Annotated in this window: 19 protein-coding genes and 1 riboswitch; of the genes, 13 read left to right on the top strand and 6 right to left on the bottom strand. The window is 64.4% G+C overall.

The window, feature by feature from the left end; translation table 11 throughout:
- Positions 1 to 11 precede the first annotated feature (11 nt).
- Positions 12 to 572, bottom strand: coding sequence for an FxsA family protein (locus ATN38_RS30885; protein ID WP_003944915.1), 561 nt, complete (start codon positions 570 to 572; stop codon positions 12 to 14).
- Between the two features lie 250 nt (positions 573 to 822).
- Between ATN38_RS30885 and ATN38_RS30880 the strand changes: the two genes are divergently transcribed.
- Positions 823 to 1,482, top strand: a complete 660-nt coding sequence (locus tag ATN38_RS30880) for a hypothetical protein (protein ID WP_003944837.1) — start codon at positions 823 to 825, stop codon at positions 1,480 to 1,482.
- A 37-nt stretch (positions 1,483 to 1,519) separates the two neighbouring features.
- Here the strand turns inward: ATN38_RS30880 and ATN38_RS30875 are convergent, their stop codons facing one another.
- Both ATN38_RS30875 and ATN38_RS30870 read right to left on the bottom strand, forming a co-directional pair.
- Positions 1,520 to 2,179, bottom strand: coding sequence for a response regulator transcription factor (locus tag ATN38_RS30875; RefSeq protein WP_003945024.1), 660 nt, complete (start codon positions 2,177 to 2,179; stop codon positions 1,520 to 1,522).
- 57 nt (positions 2,180 to 2,236) lie between these two features.
- A complete protein-coding gene (locus ATN38_RS30870) occupies positions 2,237 to 3,400 on the bottom strand; it encodes a sensor histidine kinase (RefSeq protein WP_054188248.1) in 1,164 nt (387 codons plus the stop codon).
- A gap of 38 nt (positions 3,401 to 3,438) precedes the next feature.
- On the opposite strand from ATN38_RS30870, the gene ATN38_RS30865 reads away from it, so the two are divergent.
- Genes ATN38_RS30865 through ATN38_RS30850 form a run of 4 tightly spaced genes read left to right on the top strand, consistent with a single transcriptional unit; the run spans position 3,439 to position 8,017 of the window.
- Positions 3,439 to 4,206, top strand: coding sequence for a TSUP family transporter (locus ATN38_RS30865; protein WP_030536361.1), 768 nt, complete (start codon positions 3,439 to 3,441; stop codon positions 4,204 to 4,206).
- Positions 4,207 to 4,236: 30 nt separating this feature from the next.
- The gene (locus tag ATN38_RS30860; RefSeq protein ID WP_003944822.1) at positions 4,237 to 5,757 is read left to right on the top strand and encodes a TldD/PmbA family protein; all 1,521 of its coding nucleotides are present in this window, start codon (positions 4,237 to 4,239) and stop codon (positions 5,755 to 5,757) included.
- Positions 5,754 to 7,112: a metallopeptidase TldD-related protein gene (locus ATN38_RS30855; protein WP_003944802.1), complete on the top strand. Its 1,359-nt coding sequence runs from the start codon at positions 5,754 to 5,756 to the stop codon at positions 7,110 to 7,112. The genes ATN38_RS30860 and ATN38_RS30855 overlap by 4 nt, the downstream gene beginning before the upstream one ends.
- Entirely contained in the window at positions 7,112 to 8,017 is a 906-nt protein-coding gene (locus tag ATN38_RS30850) for a TIGR01777 family oxidoreductase (protein ID WP_042919754.1), read from the top strand. Before ATN38_RS30855 ends, ATN38_RS30850 begins: the two co-directional genes overlap by 1 nt.
- Positions 8,018 to 8,024: 7 nt before the next feature.
- Here ATN38_RS30850 and ATN38_RS30845 read toward each other — a convergent pair whose 3' ends face one another.
- Positions 8,025 to 8,405 carry a PPOX class F420-dependent oxidoreductase gene (locus tag ATN38_RS30845; protein WP_054188250.1) on the bottom strand — a complete coding sequence of 127 codons (381 nt, stop codon included), beginning with the start codon at positions 8,403 to 8,405 and terminating at the stop codon, positions 8,025 to 8,027.
- A gap of 203 nt (positions 8,406 to 8,608) precedes the next feature.
- On the opposite strand from ATN38_RS30845, the gene ATN38_RS30840 reads away from it, so the two are divergent.
- Positions 8,609 to 10,264 (top strand): GMC oxidoreductase, encoded by a 1,656-nt coding sequence (locus ATN38_RS30840; protein ID WP_218749324.1) that lies wholly within the window; start codon positions 8,609 to 8,611, stop codon positions 10,262 to 10,264.
- 36 nt (positions 10,265 to 10,300) lie between these two features.
- Here the strand turns inward: ATN38_RS30840 and ATN38_RS30835 are convergent, their stop codons facing one another.
- A complete protein-coding gene (locus tag ATN38_RS30835) occupies positions 10,301 to 13,921 on the bottom strand; it encodes a cobaltochelatase subunit CobN (RefSeq protein WP_064074789.1) in 3,621 nt (1,206 codons plus the stop codon).
- A 63-nt stretch (positions 13,922 to 13,984) separates the two neighbouring features.
- Positions 13,985 to 14,070: riboswitch (cobalamin riboswitch) on the bottom strand.
- 74 nt (positions 14,071 to 14,144) lie between these two features.
- Between ATN38_RS30835 and cobG the strand changes: the two genes are divergently transcribed.
- From cobG to ATN38_RS30800, 7 genes are all read left to right on the top strand, one after another.
- The gene (gene cobG, locus ATN38_RS30830) at positions 14,145 to 15,287 is read left to right on the top strand and encodes a precorrin-3B synthase (protein ID WP_118607197.1); all 1,143 of its coding nucleotides are present in this window, start codon (positions 14,145 to 14,147) and stop codon (positions 15,285 to 15,287) included.
- Between the two features lie 19 nt (positions 15,288 to 15,306).
- Positions 15,307 to 15,933, top strand: a complete 627-nt coding sequence (locus ATN38_RS30825; RefSeq protein ID WP_007729839.1) for a precorrin-8X methylmutase — start codon at positions 15,307 to 15,309, stop codon at positions 15,931 to 15,933.
- Positions 15,930 to 17,417 (top strand): precorrin-3B C(17)-methyltransferase, encoded by a 1,488-nt coding sequence (gene cobJ / locus ATN38_RS30820; protein ID WP_030536355.1) that lies wholly within the window; start codon positions 15,930 to 15,932, stop codon positions 17,415 to 17,417. The genes ATN38_RS30825 and cobJ overlap by 4 nt, the downstream gene beginning before the upstream one ends.
- Positions 17,418 to 17,443: 26 nt before the next feature.
- Entirely contained in the window at positions 17,444 to 17,803 is a 360-nt protein-coding gene (locus tag ATN38_RS30815) for an HNH endonuclease (RefSeq protein ID WP_076948440.1), read from the top strand.
- Complete coding sequence (locus tag ATN38_RS30810; RefSeq protein ID WP_007729842.1) at positions 17,800 to 18,204, top strand: hypothetical protein; 405 nt, start codon at positions 17,800 to 17,802, stop codon at positions 18,202 to 18,204. Before ATN38_RS30815 ends, ATN38_RS30810 begins: the two co-directional genes overlap by 4 nt.
- Positions 18,201 to 18,440, top strand: coding sequence for a PLDc N-terminal domain-containing protein (locus ATN38_RS30805; protein WP_218749323.1), 240 nt, complete (start codon positions 18,201 to 18,203; stop codon positions 18,438 to 18,440). The genes ATN38_RS30810 and ATN38_RS30805 overlap by 4 nt, the downstream gene beginning before the upstream one ends.
- A 77-nt stretch (positions 18,441 to 18,517) precedes the next feature.
- Positions 18,518 to 19,108 (top strand): dihydrofolate reductase family protein, encoded by a 591-nt coding sequence (locus ATN38_RS30800; RefSeq protein WP_042450962.1) that lies wholly within the window; start codon positions 18,518 to 18,520, stop codon positions 19,106 to 19,108.
- Positions 19,109 to 19,521: 413 nt separating this feature from the next.
- Here ATN38_RS30800 and ATN38_RS30795 read toward each other — a convergent pair whose 3' ends face one another.
- Positions 19,522 to 20,304: an alpha/beta hydrolase gene (locus tag ATN38_RS30795; RefSeq protein ID WP_070162313.1), complete on the bottom strand. Its 783-nt coding sequence runs from the start codon at positions 20,302 to 20,304 to the stop codon at positions 19,522 to 19,524.
- Positions 20,305 to 20,523: the final 219 nt, after the last annotated feature.

The raw sequence follows: 20,523 nt of genomic DNA, 5'->3' as shown, positions 1-20,523 counted from the left end.
CAGTCTGCCTGTTAGTACTGCGGCCCCCGCGAACGGGTGGGTGTATCCGTGTCCAGAATCTCACCCTCGAGGACGAGTTCCTTGCCGTTGCTGGCGACGTACTCGGTGGTTTCGGGTGTCTCGACGATGATCTCGCCGTCGATCACCTCGCCGTTTCCGCGCATCCGCGCCGCGTAGCCGACGGTTCCGGCGAAGGCGTCACCACCGGCGGCAAATGCTGCTGCGCGCTTACCTGCCAGGAGCACTGCAAGCGGGCGCAGCGCCCAGCGGGTCGGCGGAATCAGAAGCAGCAGGCCCAGAACCGAAGTCACGAGTCCGGGTACGAACATCAACGCGGAGCCCGCCGCGACCAGGGCGCCGTCGGCGACCGCCAGTGACGGCGATCCCTCACCCCGCGTGGCCTTACGGAACCCGTCCATGACCCGTCGCCACTGCGAGCGCATGAGGATCAATCCGACAAGCGATCCGGCGAGAAACAGCAGCACTGTCCAGGCGACACCGATGGCGTTGCCCACGATGACCAAGGCTGCGATCTCGACGATCACGTAGAGGAGAAATACGGCGGCGATCATGACGTCCCCTTTCAGACGGTCTATTCGTTCAACGCTCGAGGGGCCGGTTTTTCTCCCGACAACGACGCAGAGGTGCAAAACAGGTGGGTGCCGTGAGTCACACGGGCCTTCTCTCACGCACGTGCGACTTGCCTGGCGTTAACTAACGCTCCGCTAACGATTCTAAACCTCAAGTTGACGTTGAGACTCTGCGCATGGTCAAGTCACTTCGGGCCGCATTTCCCGGCCTCATGAAATGAAGGAGCCCGACATGAGCCGACTCCCCGGCAAGACACTCGCCCGACGCATTCCCGCTGCCATCGCCGGCACTGCCGCCGTCGTGGCACTCACCGCCGGCAGCGCGATGATCAGCGCGGGAACCGCGGCCGCAGAACCGGTAGTACCCGAAGGGATTGCCGCACTGATCGCGCAGGCCGCAGCCATCTCCCCCGAAGCCTCTGCTGCTGTTCAGCAGTTGATCGGCACGGCAGGCGCTGATCAGATCACGACCGCTCTCGATCTCCCGGACATCGGCGTCACCAAGCCGCAGTCGTTCATGTACCCCGCACCGACGGTCGGGTGTGGCGTGGCCGGTGAACCCGTCACCGTAACCCTCAGCTCCGCACAGGCCGGTCCGAACTTCCCGTTGCCGCCGTGGGTCGAGGCCGACCATCTCCGTTTCCAGGCAATCCCGGGTTACGTCGGCATACCCAAGACCTCAGGGTTGAGTGTTGCCTGGATCAACGTCGGCACGTTCAAGGGCGGCATCGTCCCGTTGGACGAGAAGTTGCCCGTACTCGATACGCCGTTGCTCTCGAAGGTCGTCGACACCGGTGACGGCAAGGTGTTTGCCGCTCTGTTCGGCAATGTCGATTACGCAGACGGGAAGACCTGCATCGTGCTGCCAACAGTGGGCGCTTTTGATGCTTGAGCAGAGCGAAACGCTCGCTGCCTGACAGACGGCTGGCCTACGCGCCCGGAGTCACCAGTCCGGTCTCGTAGGCCAGCACCACAGCCTGCACACGATCACGCAGATCGAGTTTGGTGAGAATGCGTCCGACGTGCGACTTGATCGTCGATTCGGACAGGTACAGCTGCTGTGCGATCTCGATGTTCGACAGCCCCGTGGCCACGTGTCCGAGGACTTCGCGTTCGCGTTCGGTCAGGACGTCGAGAACTACCGGATCGCGCCGGGGCGCCGGACCGTCCACGATGAACCTCGACAGCAGACGACGTGTCACCTTCGGGGAAACAACCGCGTCACCGGCTGCCACGCTGCGGATAGCCGACACGAGATCCTCGGGCGGGGTGTCCTTGAGAAGGAAGCCGCTGGCTCCGGCGCGCAAGGCACCGAGAGCGTGTTCGTCCAGGTCGAACGTCGTCATCACCAGGACCCTGGATTCGATCCCGGACGCAAGAATCTGCTCCGTCGCTTTCACCCCGTCGACAATCGGCATCCGCACATCCATCAACACGACGTCAGGCTTCAGCGCCACCGCCGCTGCGACCGCCGCGGCCCCGTCACCGGCCTCACCGATAACCGAGATGTCTTCATGTGCTTCGAGCACCATGTTCAGGCCCATCCGCATGAGTTCCTGGTCGTCGACTAGCAGCACGGTGATGGGCACGGCGTAAACCTATCGGGCCTGAGACGTCGGTGCCAATGCGATTGCGGCGAGCCGGTATCAATCGTGGATCTCGAGCGGCAACTCTGCGTACACACGCCAACTGCCGTCGGGGCGTCGTCCGGTCTCGAGTGTCCCGTGCAGTACCGCCACCCGCTCACGCATTCCGACCAGTCCATTCCCCGAACCGTGGGAGAAGGTCGAACTCGACGTTCCGTTGTCGACGACCTCGAGCAGCACCGCGGTGTCGGTGCGGCGCACGGTGACTCGGGCCTTCGGGTTTGCGCCGGCGTGGCGGAGGACATTGGTCAGTGATTCCTGAACGAGGCGATGAATGCCCAGGCTGACCGATGGACTGACATCGTCGAGCTCGCCGGTCAGCTCGAGGCGCACGCCGAGACCAGCGGCACGCATCATCTCGACGACCTTGGCGATGCCGGCCGTTCCGTGTTGCGGCATCAAATCGCTACTGACCTCGGTGCGCAGCAGCGAGACGGTCCGGCGAAGCTCGGCAAGGGCGTCGCGTCCGGTGCTGGAGATGTTGCCGAGCGCCTTCTTGGCCAACGCGGGATTGGAATCGACCGCATACGACGCGCCGTCCGCCTGGACGATCATCACACTGACCGCGTGGGCGACGACATCGTGGAGTTCGCGGGCGATTCGGGTTCTTTCCGTGGCCACCGCATCCTCGGCACGCCGATCCCGTTCGTATTCGGCCACTTCGAGTCTGGCGGCCACTTCCTCGTCGTAGGCGCGGCGGGCGCTCAAGAACTCGGCGGTGATCCAGGCCAGTGCATAGAGCAGCGTCGCGATGATGATCGTCAGGATCACGTCTTGGCGGATGACGAGCAACGAGAGAGTCATGTCCAGGGCAAGGAAGCACGCGAATATCGCCCCGGTACGCCGATCGACGTAGGCGACGAGTGTGTAGAGCGAAACTCCGAGCGCCAGCAGGCCTGGATGTTCCGCAGCCGGATCCCCGGTCGCCCACATCATCAGGGTCGCGAAGTACGACATCGACAATATGGACGCAGCGGACACACGCGGGTATTTGCGACGCCACACGACGGGAAGGCAGATCAGAAATCCGACGACGAGCTGGGGCCACCGCTCCTCACGCGGCGAACTGACGAACGTAACTACCTCGAGCGCGAAGAACACGAGCGCCAGCGCGCTGTCCGCGATCATCGGCTTTCCTCGCAGCCACAGGCTGAACCTCCGCATGTGCTCAAGAGTGTCACAGCTGTGAAAGAGTCACCGCCGTGGATATTGCTGATTGGGGACTGCTGATGACGGCAGCGACGGCGGCGGGTTGGGTCGACGCCGTGGTCGGCGGCGGTGGATTGATTCTGTTGCCGGCGCTCTTTCTGGTCGCACCCCAATTGACCCCGCAAGCGGCACTGGCCACCAATAAATTGACGGCATTCACCGGGACGAGTGCTGCGGTGTACACGTTCTCCCGTCGAATCCCGATGGAGTGGCGGCAGATGGCGCCGGCAGCCGCGTTGGCTGCGGTGACGGCCGCGTGCGGGGCGGCGGCCGTTTCGCTGATCGACAAGAAGTACTTCATTCCGATCGTGATGGTCGTCCTCGTCGCCGTCGCCGTCTTCGTGACCATGCGTCCGACGCTGGGCACCACGATCGCGACCCATCGTCCGACGCAGCGCAAGACCGTCCTCGTCCTGCTGCTCTCCGCCGGACTCATCGGCCTCTACGACGGTCTGCTCGGACCCGGCACCGGCACCTTCCTCATCATCAGCTTCGCGACCTTCCTCGGAACCGAATTCGTTCGGAGCGCAGCGATGGCGAAGGTGATCAATCTCGGTTCCAATTTCGGCGCGCTCGCCTACTTCGCCGTCACCGGGCATGTCTGGTGGAGTTTGGGTTTGGCGATGGCGGTGTGCAACGTTCTCGGCGCGGTCATCGGTTCGCGGATGGCGCTGAGCAAGGGATCCGGATTCGTGCGGATCACGCTGTTGGTGGTCGTGATCGCCATGGTGATTCGCCTCGGATGGCAGCAGTTCGGCTGAGATCGGCGGTCGTCGGCTAGCGTCGTGTGCGTGACCGTCACCCGAGATGTCGATGCAGATTTCCTCGCCCTCCCGCTGCGAGCTGTCGCTGATGCGGCGCTGTCGGCAGCGAGAACGGCCGGCGCCCAGCACGCCGATGTTCGTGTCCACCGCGTGCTCACACAGTCGATCAGGTTGCGCGACGGCGTAGTTCAGGCGGTGTCCGACGGAGACGAGATCGGGGTCGCCGTCCGTGTGATCGTCGACGGCACGTGGGGATTCGCCTCGCACGCCGAGGTGTCCCCCGATGTCGCTGCTGCGCTGGCACGCCAAGCGGTCGAGGTCGCGAAGGCATTGCGCTCGCTCAATCGGGATCCGGTCACCCTCGCCGACGAGCCCGTCTACGCCGACGCGACGTGGGTGTCGCCGTACCTCGAAGATCCCTTCGCGACACCGACGGCCGAGAAGGTAGGCCTGCTGGTCGACTACTCCGGACGGCTTCAAGCCGCCGACGGCGTGGATCACGTCACGGCGAGTGTCCTCCAGGTCAAGGAGCAGACCTTCTACGCGGATCTGGCCGGTTCGTCGATCACCCAGCAACGGGTGCGTCTGCACCCCGAGTTCGAGGCGACCGCCGTCGACAAGTCGGCCGGCAGCTTCGAATCGATGCGCACCTTGGCGCCGCCGGTAGGCCGCGGATGGGAGTACCTCGGGGCGGAGAGCACATGGAACTGGGGCGATGAGCTCGCGCAGATCCCGGAGTGGCTGGCCGAGAAGACCAAGGCACCGACCGTCGAAGCGGGTCCGACCGACCTCGTGATCGATCCGACCAATCTGTGGCTCACGATCCACGAATCCATCGGACACGCCACCGAATACGACCGCGCGATCGGCTACGAAGCGGCCTACGCCGGTACGTCGTTCGCGACGCCGGACAAGCTGGGAACGCTGAAATACGGAACGCCACTCATGCACGTGACCGCCGACCGAAACGAAGAGCACGGCCTGGCCAGCGTCGGATTCGACGACGACGGCGTCGCCTCTCAACGGTGGGATCTGGTGGCAGAGGGAACACTGGTCGGGTATCAACTAGACCGCGTGTTCGCGCCGAGGCTGGGGCTGACGCGTTCCAACGGTTGCTCGTACGCCGACTCCGCACATCACGTTCCCATCCAGCGAATGGCCAACGTCTCGCTCTCCCCCGACCCTTCTACGGACACCTCGACTGCAGACCTGATCTCGCGAGTCGAGAACGGCATCTACGTCGTCGGTGACAAGTCCTGGTCGATCGACATGCAGCGCTACAACTTTCAGTTCACCGGTCAGCGGTTCTTCAAGATCCGTGACGGAAAGCTCGACGGTCAGGTGCGCGACGTGGCGTATCAGGCGACGACGACGGATTTCTGGGGCTCGATGGAAGCCGTTGGCGGTGAGTCGACCTGGCGCCTGCAGGGGGCGTTCAACTGCGGCAAGGCGCAACCCGGTCAGGTTGCGGCGGTCAGCCACGGCTGCCCGTCCGCTCTGTTCCGCGGAGTCAACATCCTCAATACTCGTTCGGAGGCTCAGCAGTGATCGATCCGCAGCAGGTCGTCGAGCGTGCATTGGCCGCGAGGACGGTAGACGAATCGTTGGTGATCGTGACCGATGCGAGTGAGGCGTCGCTGCGGTGGGCCAACAATTCGATGACCACCAACGGAGTTTCGCTGTCCCGGACGTGGACGGTGATCTCGATCGTGCGCGAGGGTGACATCGCGAAGGTGGGCACTGTCAGTTCCAGCAGTGTCGATCCGGAGCAGATTTCCGTACTCGTACAGGCAAGCGAAGAAGCTGCGCGCACAGCCACTCCGGCTGACGACGCGTCCGACCTGATCACGCAGTCGGCGGCAGAGACCGACTGGGACCTGCCGGCCGCCCTGACCGACATCGGTGTCTTTGCTCAGTTGGCTGCCGACCTGGCGAAGGGCTTCGACGGCGGCGACCAGTTGTTCGGCTTCGCTCACCACCAGTTGCACACCACCTGGCTCGGAACCTCGACGGGCGTGCGACGTAGAACTGCTCAGGCCACCGGCTCCGTGGAGATCAACGGCAAGCGCGGCGACGCCAGCGCCTGGGTCGGATCCGGAACTGTCGATTTCAGCGATATCTCGATACCGAAGCTCTTGTCGCAGTTGACCACTCGACTCGACTGGGCGGGTAACTCCGTCAGTCTGCCTGCCGGCCGCTACGAGACAATTCTTCCTCCGTCTGCTGTGGCGGACCTGATGATCTATCTGATGTGGACCATGGAGGGTCGCGGCGCCGAAGAAGGCCACACCGCACTGTCCACCACCGGTGGAACCCGGATCGGCGAGAAGCTCGGATTGCCACTGACACTCACCTCCGACCCCGGCGCCGAGGGCTTGCAATCCGCGCCGTTCGTGATCACGACGTCGTCGAGTGAATCCGTCTCACTGTTCGACAACGGTATGGAGATCGAACCCGTCGACTGGGTCCGAGACGGCGTCGTCAATGCGCTGGCGTACCCGCGCCACGCTGCACGAGAATTCGGTCGACCTGTCGCAGTTCCCGGCGACAATCTCATCCTGACCGGTGGTGACGACACCTCGATCGAGGACATGATCGCAGGTACCGAGAAGGGTCTACTGCTCACAACCCTCTGGTACATCCGTGAGGTGGATCCGACGACGCTGCTGTTGACCGGACTCACCCGTGACGGGGTGTATTTGATCGAGGACGGCAAGATCGTCGGCGCCGTCAACAACTTCCGTTTCAACGAGAGTCCACTCGATCTCCTGCGGCGGGTCACCGAGGCTGGACGTACCGAGATCACGCTTCCCCGGGAGTGGAAAGATTGGTTCACCCGCACGGCCATGCCGCCCATGCGGATTCCCGACTTCCACATGTCCTCGGTCAGCCAGGCGCAGTGATGACGAAGGTCGTGATCGCCGGCGGCACCGGCGCTCTCGGCCGCCGGATCAGCGACGATCTCGCGGACCGTGGGTATGACGTCGTGGTCCTGACTCGCTCACCGAAACCTGGCAGGCACAGGCAGGTTCAGTGGGACGGTGTCACGGTGGGCGACTGGGCGGGAGAACTCGGCGGCGCCGCGGTGATCAATCTGGCCGGCGAGTTGGTCGATCGCCGACCCACCCCGGCAAACATCGCACTACTCACCAACTCCCGGGTCGATCCGACCCGCGCGCTGGTCGAAGCGTCGAAACTACTGGCGAACCCTGTTCCGGTGTGGATCCAGGCGAGCACGCTCGCGATCTACGGCGATGCGGGTGAGGCACGATTGGACGAGGATTCTCCCCTCGCTGACGGGCCACCTCAGATGACCGACGTCGCAAAGGACTGGGAGGCAGCGGTCGAGGGTGCAAACGCGTCACGAGTGGTGATCCTGCGAACCAGTGTCGTGTTGGAGAAGGGCACACCGGCGCTCGAGCGATTGCTGTTGCTCGTGCGTCTCGGACTGGGCGGACGCGTCGCCTCGGGTAGGCAGTGGACCAGTTGGATTCACATCGAGGACTGGCTGTCGATCGTTCGTTGGGCCCTCGAACCCGTTTCGGCTGCCTCGGGGGTGGTCATCGCGACGGCTCCGGATCCCGTCCGAAACTCAGAGCTGATGGCCGGGCTGCGCAAGCACCTTCACCGGCCACCTGCGCCGCCGACGCCCGCTTTCATGGTCAGATTCGGCGCGTTCCTTCTTCGCAGCGACGCTGCCCTGGGCCTGACGGGTCGTCATGCCGTATCGAAAGTGTTGGCGGACAAAGGCTTCCCCTTCACGTATCCGCGGTTCGATTCAGCGTTGGACGATCTGCTCGGCAACTGACGCGCGGTCAGGCTGCAGTGATGGCAAGTCCGATCGTTCCGGTCTTGCCGCGGCGCAGGAGACTGCCTTTCATGGTGATCCAGCCGAGGATTCCGTACCGACGTGCTATCGCGTCGCGAGCATGATCGGTGCCCGGTCCGTCGAGGATCTCGGCGACGGCGGCCACCGGTTCACCCTTGGGATTTCCCCGAGCGTCACACGCAGCGACGGTGACCGACGGGTTTCGCCTGATGCGCTTGACCTTGTAGGAATCGGTGACGGTCCACATGAGGAGCTTGTCGCCGTCCGGCGCGGCCCAGAGTGGAGTCGCCACCGGAGTTCCATCCTTGCGGAAGGTCGTGAGTAGGACGTACTTGGCCTCGGAGACGCGCTTGAAGTCGGGGTTCACTCCTCGAGGATAGGTGCGAGCGCCTCTCGCTGAACACCGACAAGATTCCGCGACTATCTGGTGACCGATCAGTACCACCCAGGAAGTGCCACTTATGCACGTTTTATCCGGTTCTTCATGACGTCAGACACGCCGTTTCGTCCCCGAACTCCATCTCGAGTTATTCTGAGGCAAACCGTCGAACTGGGGAGTCGAATTTACACATGCAGCGCCGTGACATGCAGCGTCGTGACTTTTTCAAAGCCGCCGGGGCGGGGGCGGCAGTTGCAGCCGCGGCGCCGCTCATGTCGACGTCGACCAGCCACGCCACCCCCGCACCACTGCGGGCGCTCCCGATGGGTGCTGATCACTACCGCGCGCTCGTCCCCGAGTTGTTCGCACCATCTCCTACTCCCCCGGCGCATTCCGAAGCCATCGTCATCGGGTCCGGATTCGGCGCAAGCGCCACCGCCCTCCGGTTGGCGCAGAGCGGCACCCAGATCACCATCCTCGAACGCGGACTTCGGTGGCCGCATGATCCGCAACGGGAGATTCACACCTCCGACATGCTGGCCGACGGCCGCGGAGTCTTCCGGCGAACATCGTTCACCAACCTCACCGGACTCCCCGTGGCGTGCGACTACTTCAGCGGCGTCCTCGATGCCACCGACTACGAACACATCTCGGTATGGCGCGGCGCTGCAGTCGGCGGTGGTTCCATCATCTTCACCGGCGTGATGATCGCGCCCGAGCGCCGATTCTTCGACGCAGTCTTCGGCAACTCCCTCGACTACGACGAGATGGCGTCCACCTGGTACCCCAAAGTGCGCCAGATGCTGCGTCTGAGCCCGTTGCCCGAAGACATTTACCAAACCCCGAACTTCGGTCACTCGCGTCGTTGGGATCAGGACGCTCGTCGTGCCGGATTCGATCCGCAGCGGATCGACGGGATCTGGAACTGGGACGTGGTGCGCTCAGAACTCGACGGCCGAACCCGAGCCTCGGCCACTGTCGGTGACAGCAACATGGGTAACTCCAACGGCGCGAAGTTCGACCTCACACAGAACTACATTCCTGCCGCCGAAGCCACCGGACGAGCCACCGTCTGTTACGGACATCAGGTGCTCGCGATCAGTCGCGAACGTGATGGACGCTACGTCGTCGACGTCGAATCGACGGATCCGACGGGTGGCGTTCTGGCCCGGAAGACTCTTACCTGTGACCGTCTGTTCCTCGGCGCCGGTTCGATCGGCACGTCCGAACTGTTGGTACGCGCCCAGGCGACGGGCGCGCTGCCCAACCTCAACGAACACGTCGGTAAGGGCTGGGGAACGAACGGCGACGCCGGGATGGTGCGCTCGTTCGGCTTCAGTGACGGCACTGCGCAAGCCGCACCGTCGGCATCACGCATCGTCGACGAGTCGGGAATGCCACTCTCCCTGGAAAATTGGTACGTCCCCGGCCTACCCGTCAACATCGGCATGCTCGGAACATTGGGGATGACCCTCGACTCGCAGCGCGCCGACTTCGCCTACGACGGCGGCTCCGATCGGGTGGTGCTGAACTGGCCGAAGAACGGCAACGACGCCACCGTCGAGGCACTACGCGCCGTCCAGAACAAGATGGCCTTCGCCGGCACCACGCTGCCGTCCGCCCTGCCGTTCGCGAAAGACGTCAATTCCTCGTTCACCGCGCATCCCCTAGGCGGTGCGGTTCTGGGCAAGGCCACCGACGGCTACGGGCGAGTCAAGGGCTACGACGGCCTGTACGTGATGGACGGCGCTGCCATTCCGGGCAGCACCGGCACCGTCAACCCGTCACTGACCATCACTGCTCTGGCGGAGCGGAACATCGCTCAGATCATCAAGTCCGGACGCTGACTCACTTCAGCGCCCGGACCTGACGGTGATCGAGGTTTACTCCCCCTCGAGCTCGCCTTCGGTTTCGAGGTACACCTGACGCAAGCCGTCGAGTGTCTTCTGCTCGGGGTGCTCCCACATGTTGCGTTCGGCGGCTTCGAGGAGCCGCTCGGCGATTCCGTGCAAGGCCCACGGGTTGGACTGCGTCATGAACTTCTGGTTCTGCTCGTCCAGAACGTAGGTCTCGGCGAGCTTTTCGTACATCCAGTCCGCGACCACGTTGGTGGTGGCGTCGTACCCGAAGAGGTAGTCGACCGTGGCCGCCATCTCGAACGCACCCTTGTACCCGTGACGGCGCATCGCGTCGAGCCAGCGGGGATTGACCACGCGCGCCCGGAAGACACGTGCGGTCTCTTCCGAAAGTGTGCGTGTGCGAACCGATTCCGGCCGAGTGCTGTCGCCGATGTACGCCTCGGGCGACTTTCCGGTCAGCGCGCGCACGGTCGCAACCATGCCGCCGTGGTACTGGAAGTAGTCGTCCGAATCGGCGATGTCGTGCTCACGCGTGTCGGTGTTCTTGGCCGCCACGTTGATTCGACGGTATGCACTGCGCATGTCGTCGGCTGCCGGGATTCCGTCGAGCCCACGGCCGTACGCGAAGCCGCCCCAATTGGTGTACACCTCGGCGAGGTCGTCGTCACCGCGCCAGGTCTTGGAGTCGATGAGTTGCAGCAGGCCGGCGCCGTAGGTTCCGGGCTTCGAACCGAAGATGCGGGTGGTCGCACGCCTGGCATCGCCGTGCTCGGCAAGGTCGGCCTGCGCGTGGGCGCGCACGTAGTTCTGCTCGTCCGTCTCGTCCAATGCGGCGACCAACTGAACAGCGTCGTCGAGCAGTGCGAGCACGTGCGGGAACGCATCACGGAAGAATCCGGAGATGCGGACGGTGACGTCGATGCGCGGGCGGCCGAGCTCGTCGAGATCGATGACCTCGAGGTTGACCACGCGTCGGCTTGCTTCGTCCCAGACAGGGCGAACACCGAGGAGCGCGAACACTTCGGCGATGTCGTCGCCGGAGGTACGCATGGCGGCGGTACCCCACACGGACAGACCCACCGAGCGCGGGTACTCGCCGTGATCGGCGAGATATCGAGCGGCGAGCGACTCGGCCATCGCCTGACCGGTCTCCCACGCCAGTCGTGAGGGAACTGCCTTGGGATCGACGGAGTAGAAGTTACGACCGGTGGGAAGCACGTTGATCAGGCCGCGCAGCGGTGACCCACTCGGGCCGGCGGCGATGAAGCCGCCGTCGAGCGCGTGCAGGACCTGCTTGATCTCGTTGTTCGTCTGTCGGAGGCGTGGAACCACTTCGGTGGCCGCGAACTGAAGGATCTTCACGACGGTCTCGTCGTCGCTGAGTTGTTCTGCCGCAGCGGGGTTCCAATCGGCGTCGTACATGCCGCGAACCAGAGCGTGCGCCTTTTCCTCGACGTCGTCGACACGGTTGCGGGACTCGTCGCCGTCTTCGCTGAGCCCGAGAGCTTCGCGCAGACCAGGGACGCTCTGTTCGCCGCCCCACATCTGACGGGCACGGAGCATGGCCAGGACCAGTTCGATTTCGGCGTCGCCCTCGGGTGCGCGGCCGAGAATGTGCAGACCGTCGCGGATCTGGACGTCCTTGATCTCACACAGCCAACCGTCGACGTGCAGGAGCATGTCGTCGAACACGTCTTCTTCGGGACGCTCCGCGAGGCCGAGGTCGTGGTCCATCTTGGCCGCCCGCATCAGCGTCCAGATCTGCTGGCGAATGGCCGGCAGCTTGGACGGGTCCAGTGCGGAGATGTTGGAGTGCTCGTCGAGCAGTTGCTCGAGACGGGAGATGTCGCCGTAGCTTTCGGCGCGGGCCATCGGCGGGATCAGGTGATCGACGAGAGTCGCGTGGGCGCGACGCTTTGCCTGTGTTCCTTCACCCGGGTCGTTGACGAGGAACGGGTAGATCAGCGGCAGGTCGCCCAGGGCCGCGTCGGTGCCGCAGTTGCTCGACATGCCGAGTGTCTTGCCGGGCAACCATTCGAGGTTTCCGTGCTTGCCGAGGTGCACAACGGCGTCGGCGCCGAATCCGCCGTTGTCCGGTGTTGCAGCGATCCAGCGGTAGGCCGCGAGGTAGTGGTGGCTCGGCGGCAGATCCGGGTCGTGGTAGATCGCGACGGGCTTTTCACCGAATCCCCGCGGCGGCTGGACCATGAGGACGATGTTGTTGAATCGCAGTGCCGCGATGACAATTTCGCCGTCGGGATCCTGCGAGCGGTCGACGTACAGCTCTCCGGGCGCTGCGCCCCAGTGCTCTTCGACACCGCTGCGCAGTTCCTCGGGCAGGGTGGCGAACCATTCGCGGTACTTCGCTGCCGAGATGCGGATCGGATTGCCCTCGAGCTGCTCGGCAGTGAGCCAGTCGGGATCCTGTCCGCCGGCCGCGATCAGGGCATGGATCAGCGCGTCGCCGTCCTTCGCCGCCAGGCCGGGAACTGCGTCCGGACCGTCGACCGGACCGAGATCGTAACCGGCAGAACGCATTTCGGTGAGCAGGTCGATTGCGCTCGCCGGAGTATCGAGACCGACGGCGTTGCCGATGCGGGCGTGTTTGGTCGGGTACGCCGAGAGCATCAGAGCAACGCGACGCTCGGTGGTGGGAATGTGGCGCAGCTTGCCGTGACGGACCGCGATCCCGGCGACACGGGCAGCGCGCTCGACGTCGGGGACGTACGTGGACAGTCCGTCGGAGTCGATTTCCTTGAAGGAGAACGGGACGGTAATGATGCGGCCGTCGAATTCCGGCACCGCGACCTGGGTCGCGACGTCGAGAGGCGACAGTCCGTCGTCGTTCTCGTCCCAGGTGGCGCGGCTACTGGTCAGGCACAGGCCCTGCAGGATGGGGACGTCGAGCGCAGCGAGTGCGGCGACATCCCAGGCTTCGTCGTCGCCACCGGCGGACGCGGTCGCGGGCTTCGTGCCACCGGCAGCAAGAACTGTCACGACCATGGCGTCGGCGCGGCGGAGCGTGCTCAGAAGTTCGGCTTCTGCGGTTCGCAGAGATGCGCAGTAGATCGGCAGCGCGGTGCCACCGGCCTCGGCGACCGCGTCGCACAACGCCTGGATGTACCGGGTGTTTCCGGCCAAATGCTGGGCGCGGTAGTACAGAACTGCGATGACCGGACCGCTCGCCGAGTCGAGATCGGGCGCGAAATCAGCGATGCCCCAGGAAGGCAGGTGGGCCGGCGGTTCGAACCCGTGGCCGGTGAGCAGGACGGTGTCGGACAGGAAGTGGTGCAGCTGTGCCAGATTCTGTGCGCCACCCTCGGCCAGGTAGTTGTGCGCCTCGGCAGCAACACCGGCGGAAACCGTCGAGCACTCCATGAGGTCGGCGTCCGGCGCGTGCTCGCCGCCGAGAACGACTACGGGAAGTCCGGAGGCGAGGACCATGTCCAGGCCGTCTTCCCAGCTGCGACGGCTGCCGAGGATACGAACGATCACGAGGTCGACGCCGTCGAGCAAGGGCGGCAAGTCCTCCGAGACCAGCAAGCGTGAGGGGTTGGCCCAGCGGTAGGAAACTCCGTCGCCGGCTTCCTGGCTGGCGCGGGCGCTCAGCAGATCGGTGTCGGACGTGGAGAGCAGAAGAATCACGGGTGAAGCCTTCCTGGGGTTTCGCGCCCCGTGGCACAGATCTGTCATCGACGGCGGTTGAGGGTCTGACTCATGTTTCCGAGCGGAAACACGTCCCGCTCGAGCAACACTCACAGTGGCGCGACCGCACCGGACTTTCACCGGTTTCCTCAACTGCCGTCACTGGTGGTGGTGATGCTACCGGTCCGCAGAAGGCACTCATGACAGGTCGTACCCTGGAGCCATGCCCACGGACCGTTCACAGCCAGACGCGTGCCCGGGTGCACTGCAAGTTCACCACGCCGCCGATGGCGCACTGGCACGCGTGCGCCTACCCGGCGGACTCCTCACCCCCACCCAGTTGCAGACGCTCGCCGACGCGGCGCGCGATCTGGGCAACGGGCAGATGGAACTCACTTCGAGGGGCAACGTCCAACTGCGCTCGGTCTCGGACCCCGAAGCCTTCGCATCGCGAATCGCTTCGGCCGGCCTGCTGCCGTCCGCGACGCACGAGCGAGTGCGCAACATCCTCGCGTCCCCACTGTCCGGCCGTATCGGGGGCGTCGCCGACATTCGTGAACTGGTCCACCGTCTCGATTCGGCGATCCAAGCGGATCAAGCATTGGCAGATCTGCCAGGGCGAACCCTGTTCACCCTCGACGACGGGCGCGGAGACATCAGCGGGCTTCGGGGCGATTTCGGACTCCACGCACTCAGCGCCACCGAGCATTCACTGGTGCTCGCCGGTCACCACACCACTCATCTCGTCCAGGCGGACGACGCCGTCGAATTGCTCCTCGCGGCGGCCCGATCATTCCTCGACGTCCGCGACAAGCACTGGCGCCTGGCCGAGGTTCCGGACGGAATCGAACGCACCCTCGAGCAGCTGGGTCTGAGCGCCGAGTCCACCGTTGCGGCGGACCTCACGCCGGATGCACGGCCCACTATCGGCTGGCTCGAGCAGCGCGACGGGACCGTAGCTCTGGGCGGCGGCCTGCGATTCGGACTGCTCGACGCTCGGCTGGCCGAGTTCCTCGCCGCCGTCGACAAGCCCGTCGTCGTGACGCCCTGGCGATCGGTGCATATCTTCGACCTCGACGAATGGGCAGCCGAGCAGGTAGTCCGGGTGCTGGCACCCATGGGGTTGATCTTCGACGAGAACTCACCGTGGCTCGAGGTCACCGCCTGCACCGGAAGTCCGGGATGCGAGAAGTCGCTCGCCGACGTGCGCGCCGACGCGATCACCGCCGTCGAGCAGGCAGAACTTCCCGTTGTCGGGCGCCAGCACTGGGCCGGGTGCGACCGCAGCTGCGGACGTCCCCGCGGGGACGTAGCGGATGTGATCGCGACGGGTGACGGTTACCGGGTGAATCCGCCCGATCGGTGATGCCTCTATCGTGTGGCACATGATCGAGTACATCCGTGACGGCGCGGAAATCTATCGCCAGTCCTTTGCCACCATTCGGGCCGAAGCCGACCTGAGCCGTTTCCCGGCGGATGTCTCGCAAGCTGTAGTGCGCATGATTCATGCAAGTGGCCAGGTCGATCTCGTCGACGACGTCGCCTTCACACCCGGTGTCGTCTCGGCTGCGCGCGCAGCTCTGCGCGACGGCGCGCCGATCTTCTGCGACGCCCAGATGGTGGCTGCCGGCATCACGCGCAAGCGTCTGCCCGCCGGCAACGACGTCATCTGCACCCTCGGCGATCCGCGGGTTCCCGTGCTGGCGTCGACCATCGACAACACTCGCTCGGCGGCTGCTCTCGAACTGTGGGGAGCCAAGCTCGAGGGCGCTGTTGTCGCGATCGGAAACGCACCCACCGCACTGTTCCATCTCCTGAACCTCATCGAAGCCGGCGCACCCCGTCCGGCCGCCATCGTCGGAGGTCCGGTCGGCTTCATCGGCGCTGCCGAGTCGAAGGAAGCCCTCATCGAACACGCCAGCGGGATCGATCATCTCGTTCTCCGCGGCCGACGCGGCGGCAGCGCGATCACCGCCGCCGTCGTCAATGCGATTGCGAGCGAAGTCGAATGAGTGCAGGCAAGCTCTGGGGTGTCGGTATCGGCCCCGGCGATCCCGAATTGGTGACCGTCAAGGCCGCCCGCGTCATCGGCGAGGCCGATGTGGTTGCGTTCCACTCCGCGCGGCACGGCAAGAGCATCTCCCGCGGAGTTGCAGCGCCGTACATGCGCGAAGGACAGATCGAAGAACACCTCGTCTACCCCGTGACCACCGAGACCGTTGATCATCCCGGCGGATACCAGGGCGCGATGGACGAGTTCTACGAAGCAGCTGCCGAACGGCTGGCAGTTCACCTCGCGGCCGGTCGAACCGTCGCGTTGCTCGCCGCCGGCGATCCGCTCTTCTACAGCTCCTACATGCACATGCACAAGAGACTGGCCGATCGCTTCGACGCCGAAGTGATTCCCGGCGTCACCTCCGTCAGCGCGGCATCTGCTGCACTCGGAAAGCCGCTGGTCGAGGGTGAAGAGATCCTCACGATCCTGCCCGGAACGTTGCCGCAGGCCGAGCTGACCAGGCGGCTCAAGGAAACCGACGCCGCGGCCATCCTCAAGCTCGGACGTACCTTCCCACCGGTCCTCCAATCGCTCGAGGATTCCGGTCGCCTCGGCGAGGCCCACTACGTCGAGCGCGCGAGCACCACACGTCAACGCGTCGAATCCGCTGCCGAGGTCGACCCGGACGGAGTTCCGTACTTTTCGATCGCCATCGTTCCGAGCCCGTCGAACAACCCTCGACCTGCGACCGAGTCTCGCGGCGAGGTGGTCGTGGTCGGACTCGGGCCGGGCGACACCGCCTGGACCACACCCGAAGTGGCGCATGAGCTTTCGTTGGCAACCGACCTCGTCGGCTACGGCCCGTACGTCGATCGCGTGCCGACGCGTCCGGGCCAGCGTCGCCATTCCAGCGACAACCGCGTCGAAGCGGAACGCGCCGCGATGGCGTTGGACCTGGCGAAGAACGGCGCCCGTGTAGCTGTCGTCTCGTCGGGAGATCCCGGCGTATTCGCCATGGCTGCAGCAGTTCTCGAAGTTGCCGCCGAAGACCAGTGGCGCGGCGTGCCGGTCCGCATCCTTCCCGGCATGACGGCGGCAAACGCTGTCGCCAGTCGCGTCGGTGCTCCCCTCGGGCACGACTACGCGGTGCTCTCGTTGTCTGATCGCCTCAAGCCGTGGGATGTCGTCGCGCGCCGTATCTCGGCAGTTGCAGCCGCGGACATGGCGTTTGCGGTCTACAACCCGGCGTCGAAGTCCCGGACGTGGCAGGTCCAAGCCATGAAGGACCTCGTGCTCGAGCACCGCTCCCCCGAGACTCCCGTCGTCATCGGCCGCGATGTTGCCGGTGCCGAGGAATCAGTTCGCGTCGTGACCCTCGGCGAGCTCGAGCCTTCCGAGATCGACATGCGGACGCTGCTCATCGTCGGTTCGTCGATGACAACCGTCGTCGAAACCGGTTCGGGCCGTCAGGTGTTCACCCCGCGGCGCTACCCGGAGTGAACGCCGCACGGCGATAGCATGGCGTCATGCCCGTCAACCGGACCCGGAAAGCAAGATACGCGCGTAAACGGAAACGCCGGATGGATTTGGTGGAGCACGATCTGTCCGTCGAGCAGTGGTCCGCGCTCAAAGCGGCCTGGGGTGGCTGCGCGTACTGCGGCGAGTCGGACGAGTCGCCGCAACGTGACTGCGTGCTGGCGATCTCCCGCGGTGGGCGCTACACACTCGACAACATCGCACCGGCGTGCCGCTCGTGCAATGCAAGCAAATGCAACAGCGAGGTCACTCTCTGGTTGCGGCGCAAGGGGTATGACGAGAAGGCCTTCCTCCTGCGACACGCGGAGATAGGGATCGAGATGAGGGCGCAGTTCTCGGAGCAGTCGTGACGACCCCACACGAGTTTCGCCCGATCCTCGACGAGTTGATGGAGTTCGAACCTCTGTTTCACCGAACTCGAGTAGCGATGTCACGAGACGAGTTCGATGCGGTCGTCGACCCGCAGTTCCGGGAGATCGGAGCCTCCGGCGCTCGATACACCCGCGACTACGTGCAGTCGGTAGTTGAGCGCCGACGCCTCCGCGGCGAGGTGAACGACGCCGCCGAACTCGGGTGGACGGCCGACCGGCCAGCGCTGAGCCGGATTGCGCCTGACACGTATCTGGTGACGTACCGGCTGGCGCAAGCGCAACGAGTTACCGAGCGATCATCCATCTGGCGGTTCACCGAGAATCGATGGAGCGTGTTGTTTCATCAAGGCACAGTCGTCGAAAGTGGTCTGGAAGCGTGAACGAATCGACCCCCAACCCCACCATTCCGCTTTGGATGGACATCACCTTCACCGTCTTCGTTCTTGCCTGGATCTTCATCACGATTAGCGCGCTCGTGGCGATCGTGCGCACCGATTTCGACCGCTTGGGGAGCAAATTCTGGTGGTCGGCACTGGTGATCGCGGTGCCTGTAGTCGGTGCGCTCGTCTGGTTACTGTTCGGTCGACCCCCGCGTGACTCCAGGTCCCGAACCTGATCTACACCGACGGCCCGGCAGTAGTCTGAGTACGGTCCGGTGCTGTCACTCTGCGCGTATCAGGGGAGAACAACGAGATGAGACCACTTCGATACTCGATCAACGTCACCCTCGACGGCTGCTGCCATCACGAGGCGGGGCTTCCACCCGACGAGGAGTCGATGCGCTACTGGACTGCTCAGATGGAACGAGCCGATGCTTTGCTGTTCGGCCGGGTGACCTACGAGATGATGGAGTCGGCGTGGCGGCGGCCCGCAACGGGGGCGTGGCCTGACTGGATGGACGAGTGGGAGATCCCGTTCGCCGAGGCAATGGACCGGGCTAAGAAGTACGTCGTGTCGAGCACGCTGAGCGGGGTCGATTGGAATGCCGAACTCGTGCAAGGCGACTTGGGGTCAGCGATTCAACGGCTCAAGGAGCAGCCCGGCGAAGGTCTGTGGGTTGGCGGCGTGACACTCCCCCTGGCATTGGCAGACCTGGGACTGATCGACGAGTACGAGTTCGTTGTGCAACCGGTCCTTGCCGGACACGGACCGACGTTGCTCGCCGGTCTGCACGAGCGCATCCAACTCGAACTCGTCGATCGCCACGAGTTCCAGTCGGGTGCAGTCGCCGTGCGATATCGGCCCACTCAAGTACCGCCCCCAGGTCAGGTATCGGACGGTTAGTCGACGCATGGCTGGACATGCGCGGTTGAAAGACATGTCGTCGCCTCAGGTCGGACACGAGAAAGTTTCCAGTCTTGTTCGATGTTCGGTATTGACCGGACACTCGGCACAGCACGAGCATTAGCCACCGAAGTCTCCGGACAATCCTCAACGAGATCGAAGCATCGAACTGGATCACGAACAAGTTCGTTCCGCCCGGCGGACCGTAAGGACCACTCGTCGCTATCGAACACTCTGGCCCCCTATTCCACGGGCACTGCACCTCGAGCTGTAAGCACCCCCGGTCGAGGGCCATGCTTGCGCGCGCCCTCGCGCGCCTCAACAAAAATGGCCAAGCTGGACGGCTTCTAGCGAGCGAAGGATCAAAATCGTATCGGCGTCCGACACAGGCCGGACGCCGATACGTGTTCACGTCAGCTCACAGGAGCGCCACCGCTCCCGCCGAGGTGGCGGGCGAAGAACCGAGCCGAACTGTCGCGCTCGTAGTCGGGCACCGGATAGTGCCTGCCCGAGTAGGCGTGCAGCGTCTTCTCCTTCGAGCCGAAGGCATCGAACAACGCTATCCCCGACGTGCGGTCGTAATCCTTGTCGTCCCAAGGGATCCGGTACTCGACCGGGACCGCGAGCTTTCGTGCCGCTTCGATGAGGGAGTCGTCCACAAAAACTCCCCCGAAGCTCACGGCAGCGATCCTAGACTCGACCGAGGCCAACATCAGCCCGGTCACGACCCCTAGCGACACGCCGCCGAAGCCCATCGGAGCGTCGGCGTCGACGTCGGGCAGCGTTTGCAGAGCGTCGATGGTCACCTGCCATTCCGGCACTGCACGCTCCGCCAACGATCGGTTGTACTCGACGACGATCGGGGCGATCGGTTCGTGGGCCGCCCTAGCCTGGTGGATCGCCTCGACCCACTGTTCGTCCTGTGTGTTCCGCGGCCGGTCGCCGTGTCCGGGCGCGTCGATCGCGGCGACTGCGAACCCGTGGGAGCTCACACTGTGGAGTGCGCTGGCAACAAGTCCCGGCGCCTTCTTGTGCATGCCGCCGGAGTGCCCGGACAGCAGAAGTGGTGATTCGACAGATCCGGACGCGAGTGACCAGAGCACGCCGGTGATGTCGTCTACAACGAAATGGCGTTCGATGACACCGTTCGACGTTGTCTCGGAAGTGAATTCGATGGTCGGAGAATTGGATTGCATGGTGTTACCTTTCGGGATTGCCTACTCGGGGCGCTCCCGGCGACACCTACGTCAATCGCCGATCCGTGAACACGAGTGGGAGCACCCACATGGTTACAGCGTTCATGGGTCTCACCTCCTGGCGTGTTGTTACGGTCTCGCACAAGCTATCAACCCCAACCGAAGCTCGTCCAATCATTTTCCGGGCCACTGATCCGACAGACGGCCCTGCCAGTTCTA

This window comes from Rhodococcus sp. FH8 (assembly GCF_019266085.1).
Taxonomy (GTDB): domain Bacteria; phylum Actinomycetota; class Actinomycetes; order Mycobacteriales; family Mycobacteriaceae; genus Rhodococcus_F; species Rhodococcus_F qingshengii.
The sequence above is the reverse complement of the archived record's forward strand: the minus strand, read 5'-3'. Positions and strand labels throughout refer to the sequence as shown.